This window comes from Streptomyces caeruleatus, from assembly GCF_001514235.1.
GTDB lineage: Bacteria > Actinomycetota > Actinomycetes > Streptomycetales > Streptomycetaceae > Streptomyces > Streptomyces caeruleatus.
In genome coordinates this window covers 420,654-435,405 of the sequence record NZ_KQ948925.1, presented here as the reverse complement: position 1 = coordinate 435,405, position 14,752 = coordinate 420,654, and the positions used below count along the sequence as shown (strand labels likewise).

General features: G+C 71.7%; 14 protein-coding genes. 7 read left to right on the top strand and 7 right to left on the bottom strand.

Going from position 1 to position 14,752, the window contains the following annotated elements; genetic code table 11:
• Positions 1-275: 275 nt before the first annotated feature.
• A complete protein-coding gene (locus AQJ67_RS06795; protein WP_079055813.1) occupies positions 276-1,121 on the top strand; it encodes a putative protein N(5)-glutamine methyltransferase in 846 nt (281 codons plus the stop codon).
• 44 nt (positions 1,122-1,165) lie between these two features.
• On the opposite strand, the gene AQJ67_RS06790 is transcribed toward AQJ67_RS06795, so the two are convergent.
• Positions 1,166-3,244 carry a SpoIIE family protein phosphatase gene (locus tag AQJ67_RS06790; protein WP_062717129.1) on the bottom strand — a complete coding sequence of 693 codons (2,079 nt, stop codon included), beginning with the start codon at positions 3,242-3,244 and terminating at the stop codon, positions 1,166-1,168.
• Positions 3,245-3,513: 269 nt separating this feature from the next.
• Between AQJ67_RS06790 and AQJ67_RS06785 the strand changes: the two genes are divergently transcribed.
• The 4 genes from AQJ67_RS06785 (at position 3,514) to AQJ67_RS06770 (ending at position 7,740) form a co-directional block, all read left to right on the top strand.
• A complete protein-coding gene (locus tag AQJ67_RS06785; protein ID WP_062717128.1) occupies positions 3,514-4,386 on the top strand; it encodes a hypothetical protein in 873 nt (290 codons plus the stop codon).
• A 113-nt stretch (positions 4,387-4,499) separates the two neighbouring features.
• Positions 4,500-4,880 carry a hypothetical protein gene (locus AQJ67_RS06780; protein WP_062717127.1) on the top strand — a complete coding sequence of 127 codons (381 nt, stop codon included), beginning with the start codon at positions 4,500-4,502 and terminating at the stop codon, positions 4,878-4,880.
• A gap of 261 nt (positions 4,881-5,141) precedes the next feature.
• A complete protein-coding gene (locus AQJ67_RS06775; RefSeq protein WP_062717126.1) occupies positions 5,142-7,157 on the top strand; it encodes an NADPH-dependent 2,4-dienoyl-CoA reductase in 2,016 nt (671 codons plus the stop codon).
• 31 nt (positions 7,158-7,188) lie between these two features.
• The gene (locus tag AQJ67_RS06770) at positions 7,189-7,740 is read left to right on the top strand and encodes a PadR family transcriptional regulator (protein WP_062717125.1); all 552 of its coding nucleotides are present in this window, start codon (positions 7,189-7,191) and stop codon (positions 7,738-7,740) included.
• Between the two features lie 39 nt (positions 7,741-7,779).
• Here the strand turns inward: AQJ67_RS06770 and AQJ67_RS06765 are convergent, their stop codons facing one another.
• Both AQJ67_RS06765 and AQJ67_RS06760 read right to left on the bottom strand, forming a co-directional pair.
• Complete coding sequence (locus AQJ67_RS06765; protein ID WP_062717124.1) at positions 7,780-8,316, bottom strand: hypothetical protein; 537 nt, start codon at positions 8,314-8,316, stop codon at positions 7,780-7,782.
• Positions 8,317-8,482: 166 nt separating this feature from the next.
• Positions 8,483-9,460 carry a fibronectin type III domain-containing protein gene (locus AQJ67_RS06760; RefSeq protein WP_062717123.1) on the bottom strand — a complete coding sequence of 326 codons (978 nt, stop codon included), beginning with the start codon at positions 9,458-9,460 and terminating at the stop codon, positions 8,483-8,485.
• 405 nt (positions 9,461-9,865) lie between these two features.
• Here AQJ67_RS06760 and AQJ67_RS06755 point away from each other — a divergent pair, with 405 nt between their 5' ends.
• Positions 9,866-10,633, top strand: a complete 768-nt coding sequence (locus AQJ67_RS06755) for a glycoside hydrolase family 75 protein (protein ID WP_062717122.1) — start codon at positions 9,866-9,868, stop codon at positions 10,631-10,633.
• A 9-nt stretch (positions 10,634-10,642) separates the two neighbouring features.
• Here the strand turns inward: AQJ67_RS06755 and AQJ67_RS06750 are convergent, their stop codons facing one another.
• Positions 10,643-11,404 carry an SDR family NAD(P)-dependent oxidoreductase gene (locus AQJ67_RS06750; protein ID WP_062717121.1) on the bottom strand — a complete coding sequence of 254 codons (762 nt, stop codon included), beginning with the start codon at positions 11,402-11,404 and terminating at the stop codon, positions 10,643-10,645.
• A gap of 150 nt (positions 11,405-11,554) precedes the next feature.
• Here AQJ67_RS06750 and AQJ67_RS06745 point away from each other — a divergent pair, with 150 nt between their 5' ends.
• A complete protein-coding gene (locus AQJ67_RS06745) occupies positions 11,555-12,229 on the top strand; it encodes a TetR/AcrR family transcriptional regulator (protein WP_062717120.1) in 675 nt (224 codons plus the stop codon).
• A gap of 91 nt (positions 12,230-12,320) precedes the next feature.
• Here the strand turns inward: AQJ67_RS06745 and AQJ67_RS06740 are convergent, their stop codons facing one another.
• From AQJ67_RS06740 to dhaK, 3 genes are all read right to left on the bottom strand, one after another.
• Complete coding sequence (locus AQJ67_RS06740; protein WP_062717119.1) at positions 12,321-12,743, bottom strand: PTS-dependent dihydroxyacetone kinase phosphotransferase subunit DhaM; 423 nt, start codon at positions 12,741-12,743, stop codon at positions 12,321-12,323.
• On the bottom strand, positions 12,736-13,335 hold the full coding sequence (gene dhaL, locus AQJ67_RS06735; protein ID WP_062717118.1) for a dihydroxyacetone kinase subunit DhaL: 600 nt from the start codon (positions 13,333-13,335) through the stop codon (positions 12,736-12,738). The genes AQJ67_RS06740 and dhaL overlap by 8 nt, the downstream gene beginning before the upstream one ends.
• A gap of 138 nt (positions 13,336-13,473) precedes the next feature.
• A complete protein-coding gene (gene dhaK, locus AQJ67_RS06730) occupies positions 13,474-14,466 on the bottom strand; it encodes a dihydroxyacetone kinase subunit DhaK (RefSeq protein ID WP_062717117.1) in 993 nt (330 codons plus the stop codon).
• Positions 14,467-14,752: the final 286 nt, after the last annotated feature.

The window sequence follows — 14,752 nt, the reverse complement described above, 5'->3', positions numbered from 1 at the left end:
GTGCCTCCAGGCCGCCGTAGGCGACGGCCCGCGGGTCGAGCGTGATCAGTGTTTGTTCATTCAACCGTACGCGCTCCACGGACCCGCTCGGAGCCGGGTCGGTTGGGGTAGGGTTGCCGTCCGGTCGGGGCCGTCCCGACCCCTGTTGGAGTCCAAGGAGGTGAGACCCATTACCGCTGTGTCAGGTCGGGTGCTCTCACCTCGAGTCGGCGCGGGTCACCGCCAGTAGGCGACCGCGGGAGCACCCTTCGGCTTCCGAAAGGCTCTCGGCTTCCATGCCCCCTCTCTCCTCCCCGTCTTCTTCCCCCTCCCCTTCCCCTTCCTCGTCCTCTGCCTCCTCGCCGTTCACGCCCGACGCCGTCGTGTCCGCGCTGCGTGCCGCCGGCTGTGTCTTCGCCGAGGACGAGGCCCGGTTGATCCTGGCCGCCGCCGACACCCCGGACGAACTCGCCGCGATGGTGGACCGGCGCGTCACCGGGCTGCCCCTCGAACTCGTCCTCGGCTGGGCCGAGTTCCGCGGGCTGCGCATCGCCGTGGAACCCGGCGTCTTCGTTCCCCGCCGCCGCACCGAGTTCCTGGTCGAGCAGGCCCTCGCCCATGCCCCGGACGCCGCCGTGATCGTGGACCTGTGCTGCGGCTCGGGCGCTGTCGGTGCCGCACTGGCCGCCGCACTCGGCCGCGTCGAGCTGCACTCCGCCGACATCGACACCGCGGCGGTGCGCTGCGCCCGCCGTAACGTGGCGCCCTTCGGCGGCCAGGTGCACGAGGGCGATCTGTTCGAGGCACTGCCCGGCAGTCTGCGCGGCCGCATCGGCATCCTCGCGGCGAACGTGCCGTATGTACCCAGCGACGAAGTCGGGCTCCTGCCCGCGGAGGCCCGCGACCACGAACCGCGCGTAGCCCTCGACGGCGGCCCGGACGGCCTCGACGTCCTGCGCCGCGTCGCCGCCGAGGCACCCCGCTGGCTGGCACCCGGCGGCTGTCTCCTGGTCGAGACGAGCGAACGCCAGGCGCCGACGGCCCTGGACGCCTTCACGCGCAGCGGCCTGTCGGCGCGTCTGATCGCCTCCGACGAGCTGTACGCGAATGTCGTGGTCGGCCTCAACCAGGGCGCAGGCTAGGAGGCCGCCGCAGCGCTCCGGCCGCACCCGCCCGCCCGGGCCGGTCAGTCGGGCGGCAGCACGCGGGCGATGAGCAGCGCCACGTCGTCGGCGTTCTCGGGCCGGTGCAGGGTGCGCAGCAGGAGGTCGCAGACCTCCTCCAGCGGGCGGTCGGGGCCGTCGAGGAGTTCCAGCAGCGCGGCCAGGCGTTCGTCGAGCGGGTGCTGGCGGGTCTCGACGAGTCCGTCGGTGTAGAAGACGAGGCGGTCACCGGGTTCGAGGTCGATCGCCGTCGTGGAGAACGGGACGCCGCCGACGCCCAGCGGTACCCCGGTGGGCAGTTCGAGGAGTTCCGGAGGGTGGCCGGGGCGGAGGCGGACGGGCGGCAGGTGGCCGGCGTTGGCGATCCGGCACTGCCGCAGCCGGGGGTCGTGGATGGCGTAGACGCAGGTGGCGATGGAGTGGTCGAGGCCCTCGGTGATCTTGTCGAGGTGCTCCAGGAGGCGGGCCGGTTCGAGGTCCAGGGAGGCCAGCGTGTGCGTGGCGGTGCGCAGCCGACCCATGGTGGTGGCGGCGTCGATGCCGCTGCCCATCACGTCGCCGACGACGAGCGCCGTCTCGCCGCCCTCCAACGGGATCACGTCGAACCAGTCGCCGCCGACCTCGGCGCTGGCGCCAGCGGGCTGGTAGCGGGAGGCGACCTCCAGGCCGCCGGTCACCGGCGGATGGCTGGGCAGCAGACTGCGCTGGAGGGTGAGGGCGGTGTCGCGGGCGTTCTGGTACCAGCGCGCGTTGTCGATCTGCACGGCCGCGCGGGCCGCCAGCTCACGGGCGAGCAGCAGGTCGTCCTCGCTGAACGGCAGCGGATTGCGGGTGCGCTTGAGGTCGAGGGCGCCGAGCACCTCGCCGCGCGCGATCAGCGGCACCGCCAGATAGGAGTGCACGCCCGCGTGGCCCAGCTGGACGGCGGCCTCGGGGGAGCGGGCGATACGCGGCAGGTCCTTCTCCTCGACGTGCGTCACCATCACCGGACTGGCGGTGCGCACACACTCGGTGACCAGGCGGTCCGGGCCGTAGCGGGCGACCTGGCCCGGCTGGTCGGCGGCGTCGAGGGCTGCCGTGTCGTGTGCCGCGCGCACGGCCAAGGCGCGGATCACCGCCGACTCCGCGGGCCCGAGGCTGCTGCGTCTGCCGTCCACCACGGCCTCCAGCAGATCCACGGCCGCCACGTCGGCGAGCTCCGGCACGGCGACTTCGGCCAGCTCGCGTGCCGTGCGGTCCAGCTCCAGGGTGGTGCCGATCCGGGCGGAGGCGTCGGCGATGAGCGCCAGGCGCCGGCGTGCCGTCTCGGCCTCCACGGCGGCCTGGTGCTGCTCGGTGATGTCGACGGCCATCCCGGCGACGCCGAGCACCGTGCCCGTCGTGTCCTCCAGCCGGTAGAGCGAGATGGACCAGAAGTGCTCCCGGTCCGGATCGGCCGGGGTGCGGCCCACGATGCGCTGGTTGATGAGCGGATCACCGGTCCGCAGCACCTCGCGCAGGGCCCCTTCGACGGCGTCGGCGTCGGCGTCCGGCAGCAGCTCACGCGGCGTACGGCCGAGATGGTCCTCGGCGGAGATGCCGTTGAGCTGTGTCAGCGCCTCGTTGACCGAGACGTACCGCAGCTCGGTGTCCAGTACGGCCAGGCCGATGGGCGCCTGCGCGATCGTCCGCGTCGACAGCGCCACGTCCCGCTCCACCTGGCGGACCGTCGTCTGGTCGGCGCACAGGCCCAGCGCGTACACGTCCCCCTCGTCGTCGAGCAGCCGCATGTTGCGGAACTCCACCAGCCGTGTACTGCCGTCCTTGCGCCGGATCGGGAACGCCCCGGCCCAGCCCTCGCCGGTCTCCATGACGTCGGCGAAGAGCTTGACGACCAGGTCCAGGTACTGCTCGTGGACCATGATCCGGGCCGCGTACTCGCCGAGCGCCTCCTGCGCCGAGTAGCCGAACAGCTCCTCCGCCTGGGGGCTCCACAGCACGATGCGCCCCTCGGTGTCCAGTACCACCGAGGCCACGCCCAGCACGTCGAGCAGCCCGCTCGGCCCTACCGGCCCGCGCACGGGCTCGTCGCCCTCGGCAACGGGAGGTTCGGCTGCAGACATCCCACGCACCGCCTTCGCCCAGTTTCGCGGCACGCCGTTCCCCCGTGCCGACTCCCCTTGTTCTACCGCGTTCAACCCTCTCCGGGCCCCCTCGGTCGTTCTCCTCCACCATCCCTCAACACGAGTGCGGGCGTACGCCGAAGTCATCACGACGGCGGACGACTGTGGCCGAACAGACAGCACGCATTCCTTCGATTGGCCTGTACATGACCATCGCGGCTCCGCCAAACTGTCCGCCGACACGCACCCACCCCCCAAGGAGTCACCCCATGGCCCTGCGCGCCCGGCAACGTTGTCACGCCGCTCTCACCAGCCTCGTCGCCCTCGCCTCCGCCGCCGTGCTGTCCACCGCGACGCCCGCGCAGGCCGCCGACACCTGGACGGAGGTGGGCTCCGACCGCGCCGACCCGCTGACCGAGAGCCAGGGCCTGGCCTCGGTCGAGGTCCCGGCGAACAGCCCCAACCGGTACACGGGCATCGGTACCATCCCCGTCTCGGTCAGCAGCCGCGGCTGGAACCACGTGGGTGACCCCGACGCCTCCTACGACGGCTACTACATCGAGCCGTACCAGGCGGACTCGGGCACCGCGAAGATGTTCCGGGTCCAGGCACCGGACGGGACCTGGTCGGAGTACGTCCACACGCTGGGTTCCGGGGAGGCCCTGAACAACTCCTTCGCCGCCGTCACGCCCGGCGGCCAGTGGATGGTCTCGGGCGAGTGGGGCACCATGACCCGGCTGCTGGTCCACCCGACACCGGGAGTGAACCCCGCCACCTCGCCGTCGGCGAACCTCCCCTGGACCTCCAGCATCCGGCTGGACCACGCCGTACGCGACGTCCAGGGCTGCGACTTCCTCGACGCCACGACCCTGCTGTGCTCCTCCGACGACCCCGCGGGAACCCTCTTCGGCATGACCAAGCCGCTGCTCCGGATCGACCTGTCCGCCGAGCCCGGCACCTCCGACGTCACCGGCCGTGTCACCGCCCTTCGTCAGCTGCCGCTGCGCAGCTCCTGCTCGGGCGAGTTCGAGACGGAGGGCATCGACTACGACCGCCGTACCGGCACGCTGCGCGTGATCGTGATTTCGCCCGGCTTCTGTGTGCTGACGGACAGCAAGACCTACCGGTTCACGCGCGGCTGACGGCACGGCGCCGCCGGTAGTGCTCGGCGGCGGGTGGTGCTTTTCTTGGGTTGGGGTCCGGTTCCGCGGGCTACCCGTGGTACCGCGGTGCGGCCACGAGAGGAGCGATCACGATGGACCGTGAACGAATGCACGAGGAACCCGTCTCCGTCGAGATCAGCGGATGCAACAAGGAAGACGCCCGGATCGTGTTCGACGCGCTGTGCGCGTGCTTCGAGTCCGACCGGGGCCCCGAGGACGTGCCGCAGCAGCTCCACGAGACGCGGCCGATGGTGTGGCTCGGCACGTTCGAGGTCACCGACGCGCAGGAGTGCCCGCCTCCCGCTCGGCTGTCGTCCTCCGTCGAGGCCGACGCGCAGGGCGGCTACTGGGCCATCGAACGGCTCCGTACGACGCTGGACTCCCTGTTCACGGTGCACGATCTCGCCTCCGCCTCGGGTGACCAGGAGCGCGAGCTGCACGTGGTTCTGGAGAGTCGCCCCGGCCCGATGTGACTCGCCGTCGGCGGGATGCGTGGCGGCTGCGGGTGCGTGGGTGGTTGCTCGCGCAGTTCCCCGCGCCCCTGAAGGGCGTGCAGGTGACGTCCCTAAGGGGCGCGGGGAACTGCGCGACCAGCCCCCACGCACCCGCAGCCGCCCACTCACCCAAGGCGTCAGTGGCCCGTCTCACCCTCCCCCGGTTGTGCAACTAGTTGCATAAAGGCTCTCGGGTCCTCTACAACTACGTCAGGCACGACACCGCACGGAGGGCCCCCGATGAGCCGTTACCCGCACCTGCTGAGCCCGCTCGACCTGGGCTTCACCACGCTGCCCAACCGCGTCCTGATGGGCTCCATGCACGTGGGCCTGGAGGAGGCCGAGCGTGGCTTCGAGCGCATGGCCGCCTTCTACGCGGAGCGGGCCCGCGGGGGAGTGGGGCTCATCGTCACCGGTGGTATCGCGCCCAACGACGAGGGGCGGCCCTACGAGGGCGGCGCCAAGCTCACCACCGAGGCGGAGGCCGGACAGCACCGGGTCATCACCGACGCCGTGCACCGCGAGGGCGGCCGGATCGCGATGCAGATCCTGCACTTCGGCCGGTACGCCTACCACCAGGACCTCGTCGCCCCGAGCCCGCTCCAGGCGCCGATCAGCCCCTTCCCGCCCCGCGAGCTGACCGACGCCGAGGTCGAGCGGACCATCGACGACTACGCCCGCGCCGCCCGCCTCGCCCGCCAGGCCGGCTACGACGGCGTGGAGATCATGGGTTCCGAGGGCTACCTGATCAACGAGTTCATCGCCGCGCAGACCAACCACCGCAGCGACCGGTGGGGCGGCTCGTACGAGAACCGCATGCGCTTCCCGGTCGAGATCGTGCGCCGGGTCCGCGAGGCCGTCGGCGAGGACTTCATCATCGTCTACCGGCTGTCGATGCTGGACCTCGTCCCGGGCGGCTCCACGCTCGACGAGGTGATCACGCTGGCCAAGGCCGTCGAGGCCGCAGGGGCGACGATCATCAACACCGGCATCGGCTGGCACGAGGCACGCATCCCGACCATCGCCACCTCCGTGCCGCGCGGCGCCTACACCTGGGTCACCAAGCGGCTGATGGGCGAGGTGTCGGTCCCGCTCGTCACCACCAACCGCATCAACACCCCCGAGCTGGCCGAGGAGTTGCTGGCGGGCGGCTCCGCGGACATGGTGTCGATGGCCCGTCCGATGCTCGCCGACCCCGACTTCGTCGCCAAGGCAGCCGCCGGGAAACCGGAGGCCATCAACACCTGCATCGGCTGCAACCAGGCCTGCCTCGACCACACCTTCAGCGGCAAGATCACCTCCTGCCTGGTCAACCCGCGTGCCTGCCACGAGACCGAGCTGACGCTGTCCCCGACCCGACTGCGTAAGCGTGTCGCCGTCGTGGGCGCCGGACCGGCCGGGATGGCCTGCGCCGTCAGCGCCGCCGAACGCGGCCACGACGTCACCCTGTTCGACGCCGCCGGCGAGATCGGCGGTCAGCTCAACGTCGCCCGCAAGGTCCCCGGCAAGCAGGAGTTCGACGAGACCCTGCGCTACTTCCGCCACCAGCTCGACTGGCAGGGCGTGGACGTACGGCTGAACACCTGGGTGTCGGCGGAGGACCTCGCCGCCTACGACGAGGTGGTGGTCGCCACCGGCGTCTCCCCGCGCACCCCGGACATCCCCGGCATCGACCACCCGAGCGTGGTCGGCTACCTCGACGTCCTGCGCGACGGCGCCCCCGTCGGCGACCGCGTCGCCGTCCTCGGCGCCGGCGGCATCGGCTTCGACGTCGCCGAGTTCCTCACCGACGGCGGCGACAAGGCGAGCGAGGACCCGGCCACGTACTTCCGCCAGTGGGGCGTCGACATGGACTACACCGGCCCCGGAGGCCTGGCCGCCCCCGAGCGCCCCGCCCCGCCGCGCACCGTCCACCTGCTCCAGCGCAAGACCACCAAGGTCGGCGCCGGCCTCGGCAAGACCACCGGCTGGATCCACCGCACCGAGCTGAAGCACCGCGGCGTCACCATGGTCCCCGGTGTGCGCTACGACCGGATCGACGACGCCGGACTCCATGTCACCGTCGGGGAGGAGAGCACCGTCCTGCCGGTCGACACCATCGTGCTGTGCACCGGGCAGGAGCCGCGCCGTGACCTGTACGAGGCACTGCTCGCCGCGGGCCACAGCGCGCACCTCATCGGCGGTGCCGACGTGGCCGCCGAACTGGACGCCAAGCGTGCCATCAAGCAGGGCACGGAGCTGGCGGCGAGCCTGTAGGGGCACCCGGACGCGTCCCTAGGATGGGCCCATGTCACTCCCGCACGCGATCCTCACCGCCCTGGTCGAAAGGCCGTCCTCGGGGCTGGAGCTGACCCGTCGCTTCGACCGGTCGATCGGGTACTTCTGGTCGGCGACGCACCAGCAGATCTATCGGGAGCTGGGAAAACTGGAGGCCGAGGGGTTCATCCGCACCCTGCCGAGCGAACAGCCGGCCCGTGGGCAGAAGAAGAGCTACGAGGTCCTGCCCGCGGGCCGTGCCGAACTGGCCCGCTGGACCGCCGCGTCCCAGGACCCGAAGCCCCACCGTGACACCCTGCTGCTGCGGATGCGTGCCGCGGCCGTGGTCGGCACCGACGGCATCGAGGCCGACCTCCGCCGCCATCTCGACCTCCACCGGCGGCAGTTGGCCGAGTACGAGGAGATCGAGAAGCGCGACTTCCCGCCCGGCAGGGACGGCTCCCAGGACCGCTTGCGGCACCTGGTGCTGCGCGCCGGCATCGACCTGGAGACCTTCTGGACGCAGTGGCTCACGCGCGCCCTGGAGGAGTTCGCCGAACTGCCGGGACACGAGACGGCGTGAGCCGAGGGTCCTGCGGGGCGATGTGACTCTGAGGGGGCCTCAGAGCCGGTACGGCTTCGACTTGCGGCGCAGGAACCAGGCCGTGGCCGCGACGCCCGCGCCCACCAGGACTCCGCCGCCCACCAGCGTGAGCGTGCCGTAGTCCTTCGTGCCTCCGCCCATGCCGCCCATGACACCGCGCGACGGCGAGGCCGTGGTGGAGATCGTGCGGGTGGGGGAGGGACCCGAGACGATGACGGACTGGGTTCCCGCCGTCGTGCCGTTGGAGCACTGGACGATGACGGTGTACGTGCCCGGGCTCACGCCGGACCAGGCCGCCGACTGAAGGGCGTCCGTCCCCGACAGGGAGACCTGGCGGCCCTGGGCGAAGTTCGCCTGCCGGCTGGTCAGCAGGGAAGCCGTGCCCCAACTGCCGTTGACGTTGCTGCACGCGCTGGTGGTGACGGAGACCGTGGACCCGGTGGTGCTCACGGAGATCCCCGAGACCGCGGCGGCCGAACCCGCGACCACGACGAAGGGAAGAGAGGCGGCTGCCACGGTCAGGCCCGAGCGGAGGAATAGCGATGAATTGCGCATGGAATGCCCTCCGGCGGCACGGTTGGCGGTACGTCCGTTGCGCCGCCGAGGGTCGGGAACGCCCGTGCTGCCTCAGGGGCAGCCAACGCGCCCGGGGTCCGGCCCGCATGCGGACGGACCCGGTCAGGTGACACGTTGCTGCATCCGGGGGACACCGGACCGCTCGTCAGCCCCGCCCGCCGGTCGTCACCGTCCGCTCCGCCGAGAAGCCGCCCCAGGTGCCGTCCGGTAGCCTGCCCCGGATCCGGACCCGGTGGCCGACCCCGGAGTCCGGGCCCAGGTAGAAGCTGTACGTGGCCCGCCCGCGCGGCGCGCTTCCGCCGTACACCAGCGAGGTGGCCGTACGGCCGTCCAGGCGGACCTCGTACTCCGTGACGACGCCGTCCGTCTGCGGCGGCACCCAGCTCAGGTCGAGGTAGTACGCCCCGTCCGCCCGACGGGTCGTCGCCCGGAAGCCGGTCGGTGCGGTGCCGCGGCCGTCGTCGGTGCCGGGCGTGGTGACGCGGACCGCCGCCGTGGCGGGGGAGACGTTGTCGGCCGCGTCCCGGGCCCGGACGGTGAACGCGTAGCGAGTGCCCGGACGGAGTCCGGTGACCACGGTCGCCGTCTGGTTGCCGCCCACACTGTGGATCTTCGTGTCGCCCTGATGGATGTCGTACGACACCACGTCCCGGTCGTCCGTGGCCTTCGACCACGACAGCTGGACCGCCCGGCTGCCCACCGCGCGGCCGGTGACCTTCCCCGGGCGCGTCGGAGCCGAGCGGTCGGCGGCCACCGCAGCCGGGGTCGTGGCCCGGACCTGCCGGCTCGGCGGCCCGAGCCGCCCGTCCTCGTCACGGGCCCGCACGGTGAAGACGTAGGCGGTGGAGGGCTTCAGCATGGTGACATCCACCATGTGCGCCGCACCCGGCACTTCCTTGACCTTTGTGGGGCCCCGATACACCTCGTAGACATGGACGCCTCGGTCCGTGGCGACCGCGTTCCACATGACGTGCACGCTGGTCGCGCTGCCCGCCTCGGCCGTCACACCCGTGGGCGCCCCGGGCGGCCGGCCGCCGTCCCCGTCCGGGCCGCCCCATGTGCAGGACGAGAGCAGGGCGAGCGCTGTGCAGAGGGCGGAAACGAGTACGAGAACGCGTCGCACGACTCTGCCTCCCGGGGGCGGCCTCGCGGCAATGGTCCGGACCAATATGGCGTGGCTGGCGCGACCACATCAAGAGGGCGGTTGTTGGTGAGCCGTCCGGAGCGTTACGTATGCTGAAGCTCCTCACGGCTGAACTCTCCTTGAGTTCCAGGGAGTTCATGCCACGTGCGCGGGCCCGCTGTCGTCGCTGAACCCGCGCCGACGCGGGTGGCCGGGGGAGTCGGGGCCGCCACGGACCCAGACCCCCGGCCCCTGGCGGAAGTTCAGGGACCTCGCGTGTCGCCCGGGTGCACACCGTAGCGGCCCACTGGTGGCAACATGATCGGAATGACACCAGTTTGGGATGATTTTCGACAACGTCCCGCTCGGTGTCCGTCAGTGTCCCCGCCGAGAGGGTTCCATATCGTGCGTTTCCAGTCGCTGACGTTGGTCGCGGCGGGCGCCGCTCTGCTCGCCCCGACGACGCCCACCGCACCACCCACACCACCCGCGGCGGACGAAGGGCCCGAGGTGCGGCGCGCGGCCGACGTCGACCTCAGCGCCGCCGACCTGCTGTCAAAGGTGCGCAACTGCACCCCGGTTTCCCGGGGTCGCTACCGGAGCGACGGCCGAGCGCCCGCGCGGATCCCGATCTGCGGGGCGCGGGGCGCGGTGTTCTGGAAGGCGGACATGGACATCGACTGCGACGGGCGGCCCTCCGACCACTGCAACCGCCGTACGGATCCCTACTTCTCCCCCGTGACGGCCTATCAGCAGTCCGACGGCCGCCACTTGAACGCCGAGCGCCTCCCGTACATCGTCGTACCCACCCCGAGCGGTATCTGGGACCACGAGGCCGACGGCGTACACGGCGGCGCGGTCGCGGCCGTCGTCTACCGGGGCCGGGTGCGGTACGCGGTCGTCGGCGACGTCGGCCCGCGCGACATCATCGGCGAGGCGTCGTACGCCACCGCCAAAGCCCTTGGCATTCCGCCCGATCCACGCAGCGGCGGCACGGCCTCCGGCGTCACCTACATCGTCTTCAGGGACTCGCGGGTGACGCCCGTCGAGGACGCGGCGGCCGCCACGCGGGTCGGGGAGCGGCTGGCCAGGGAGTTCGTGGACGGTGAACCGTACGAAAACTCATCCGAAGGGTCATATGGCAAGCGGCACGACCAGTCGTACGGCCGGTAAGGAGGGGCGTCAGACCGCCGACCAGCCGTCGTCCACCGGCAGGATCGCGCCGTTGATGTTGCTCGCCGCGTCCGAGGCGAGGAACACGATGGCGGCCGCCTGTTCCTCCGGCCGGGCCACCCTGCCGAGGTTGACGAAGTGCGGGCCGAGAGCGGCCGGTCCGTGCGCGTCCGGCGCGGCGTCCACGACGATGCCGGTCTGAGTGCCGCCCGGGGCTATGGCGTTCGCGCGGATTCCCTGCTTGCGGTACATCACCGCCAGGGACTTGGTGAGTCCCACCACGCCGTGCTTGGACGCCGTGTACGCGGCGCCCGCCGCGCTGCCGCGCAGGCCGGCCTCGGACGCCGTGTTCACGATGGCACCCCGGCCCGCCTGGAGCATGTGCGGCAGCACCGCCCGGGTGAGCAGGAACGGGGCGGTGAGGTTGACCCGTACGACCCGCTCCCACTCGGCGTCGGTGACGTCCGACAGTGCCGACATGCGGTCCATGATCCCGGCGTTGTTGACCAGGACGTCCACGCCGCCGAACCGCTCGACGGCGGTCTCCACCACCTGGTCGACGACGCCCTGCTCGCTCAGGTCGCCGACGACGGCGACCGCGTCGCCGCCGGTCTCCTCGATCTCCTTGACGACCGCCTGCGCGCCCTCGGCGTTCAGGTCCGCCACCACCACCCGGGCGCCCGCCTCGGCGAAGGCCAGGGCCGCCGCGCGCCCGATGCCCGAGCCGGCTCCGGTGACGATGACGCCGCGTCCGTCCAGTCCGCCGCTCATGAAGTGCTCCGATCCGTGTGTCCGACAGGCGGCGTGTCGAACGCGCCCGGGGCCTCACCCTACGACTTAATGTCGCTGAGTGACATAAAGTCGTGGGGGCGATGTCGGGGAGAATTCCGGGAGAGCGATCAGCGCCGGCCGGAGGAGAACATGACCGCAGCCCGTGGACGTACGAGCCGACCTACGAGCCGGGCCGCGAACCGGCCCACGGGACGCCCACCCCTGACCGAGGAGCGCAAGGCCGAGATCCGGCTGGAGATCGCGCGTGCCGCGGTGGAACTGTTCGTCACCCAGGGGGTGGCGGCCACCACGGGCGAGCAGATCGGAGCGGCCGTAGGGGTCTCCTCGCGGACCGTGTGGCGCTACTTCCCGAGCAAGGAGAGCTGCGTACGGCCGCTGTTCTCGTCGGGCATCGACCTGATCGCCGACTCACTGCGGCGCTGGGGTCCCGGGCAGGCCCTCGACGAGATCCTCGACACGGAACTCGCCGACGAGGACGGTCTGCTCGCCGGACCCGACCGCGCGACCGTCGGCGCGCTGGTACGCCTGACCCGCACCGAGCCCGGCCTGCGCGCGATCTGGCTCCAGACGTACGACGAGGCCGAACCGGCGTTCGCCCGCGCCCTCGCCGAACGGGCCGGGCTCCCCGCCGACGACCTGCGTCCGACGATCCAGGCGGCGATGTTCAACGCGGCCCTGCGCGCGGCGGTCGAGCACTACGCCTGGCGCACCGCCGACACCCACGCCGACCGGACGACCGCACAGACGGAGCTGACGGAGACCCTGCGCGTGGCGCTGGGGGTCGCGGAGGAGGGGGTGGGGTAAGGGAGACGACCGGCCGTCGCGCACGACGGCTGCCGATGGCCGATGGCCCGTAGTCGATAGCCGAGCCCGGCTGTCGGCAGCCGCGGACGTCTCACGCCTTCCGGTACGCGTACGCCTCCGTGGCCGCGGCCTCGACCGCCGCCAGGTCGGCGCCTGTTGCCGCCGTGACGACCGCGGCGACCGCCCCCTCGACGAACGGGGCGTCCACCAGGCGTGTGTTGTCCGGGAGTTCGTCGCCCTCGGCGAGCAGGGCCTTCACGGTGAGGACCGCGCTGCCCAGGTCGGTGAGGACCGCGACCCCGGCGCCGCGGTCCACGGCGGCAGCCGCGGCGGCGATCAGTTCGGCGCTGGTGCCGAGCTCACCGCCCTCGGTGCCGCCCGCCGGGGCCACCGGAACCGCCGTCCCGCCGCCCGCGAGACCTCGCGCCAGCTCGGCCACCGAAGCAGCGACCTGCGCGCTGTGCGAGACGAGCACGATCCCGACGAAACGCGCACCCTCCTGCTCGTCACTCACCGCGCGCCTCCACCAGCCCCGCGATCAGCAGCGCCGAGGACGTGGCGCCGGGGTCCTGGTGCCCGATGCTGCGCTCCCCGAGGTAGCTCGCCCGCCCCTTGCGGGCCTGCAGCGGAGTCGTCGCCAGGGCGCCCTCCTCCGCGGCGGCCCGGGCCGCGGTGAAGCCGTCGCCGAGCGCGTCCACGGCCGGTACCAGCGCGTCGATCATGGTCTTGTCGCCCGGTGCCGCGCCCCCGAGCGTCATGACCGCGTCCACCCCCGCGCGCAGCGCCTGGGCGAACTGGTCCTCGCTCACCTCGCCCGCTTCCCCGAGGGCTTTGCCGGTGCGGCGCAGCAGGGTGCCGTACAACGGGCCGGACGCTCCGCCGACCGTGGAGATGAGCTGCCGCCCGGCGAGCGTCAGGACCGCACCGGGCGTCTGCGGGGCCTCCTTCTCCAGCGCCGCGGTCACGGCGTGGAAGCCGCGCTGGAGGTTGCTGCCGTGGTCGGCGTCGCCGATGGGCGAGTCGAGAGCGGTGAGCCGTTCCGCCTCATGGTGGACGGAGGCGGCGGTCGCCGTCATCCAACGGCGGAAGAAGTCGGCGTCGAGCACTGGATCTCCTTGCGTGGCAGGTGCGTTGCGGGCGTCCGGCTCCGGATCACGGACCGTGATCGCAGATTCTGATCACAGATCTTGATCACAGACCTTAGCCAAGGTCCTTGACCGCAGACCCTGGGCGCAGCCCCTGGATCACATACCCCACCGCAGCCCCGGCGTCTTCACCGGCGCGTTCCACAGCCGCAGCAACTCCTCGTCGACCTGGCAGAGGGTGACGGAGGCGCCGGCCATGTCGAGCGAGGTGACGTAGTTGCCGACGAGGGTGTGGGCGACGGCCACACCGCGCTCGGCGAGCACCCGCTGCACCTCGGCGTTGAAGCCGTACAGCTCCAACAGAGGTGTCCCGCCCATGCCGTTGACCAGGACGAGCACGGGGTTGCGCGGGGTCATGTCCTCCAGGATGGCGCCCACGGCGAAGTCGGCGATCTCGCCCGACGTCATCATCGCGCGCCGCTCCCGGCCCGGCTCGCCGTGGATGCCGATGCCCAACTCCAGCTCGCCGGAGGGCAGATCGAAGGTGGGGCTGCCCTTGGCCGGGGTGGTGCAGGCGCTGAGGGCGATGCCGAAGCTGCGGGAGTTCTCGTTGACCTGTCGCCCGACCGCCTCCACGCGCTCCAGCGGCTGCCCCTCGTCCGCCGCCGCTCCGGCGATCTTCTCCACGAACAACGTGGCGCCCGTGCCGCGCCGCCCGGCCGTGTACAGGCTGTCGGTGACCGCCACGTCATCGTTGACCAGCACCTTCGCGACCTGGATGCCCTCGTCCTCGGCGAGTTCGGCGGCCATGTCGAAGTTGAGGACGTCACCCGTGTAGTTCTTCACGATGAACAGCACACCCGCCCCGCTGTCCACGGCCGCCGCGGCCCGCACCATCTGGTCGGGCACCGGCGACGTGAACACCTCGCCCGGACAGGCCGCCGACAACATCCCCGGACCCACGAATCCACCGTGCAGCGGCTCGTGCCCCGACCCGCCACCGGAGATCAGGCCGACCTTCCCGGCCACGGGGGCGTCCCGCCGTACGATCACCCGGTTGTCCACGTCGACGACCAGCTCGGGGTGGGCGGCCGCCATCCCGCGCAGCGCGTCCGCGACCACGGTCTCCGCGACATCGATCAACATCTTCATGTCTACCTCCTACTGAGGCTAGTAGATGGGTGTCGCCCAGTTCTTCGCAGGTCAGGATGGGCGATGTCAATTGTCGATCATGGTGACCCCGGTGGTGGGCCGGTGAGAGGTCCCTGTTGGCAGTATCGGCCTTGCCGATCCGAAGGTCACGCGCGGCATTGTGTGGCCGCAATGACGTTTTCCGGCACCCGCTCCGTCCCCGACATTCCCGGCACTCTTCCGCCGAATTGTCATGCGCACGTACTGTGTGCTCGGTCCGCACTCAGGAAGTCAACGGACGGGGGAG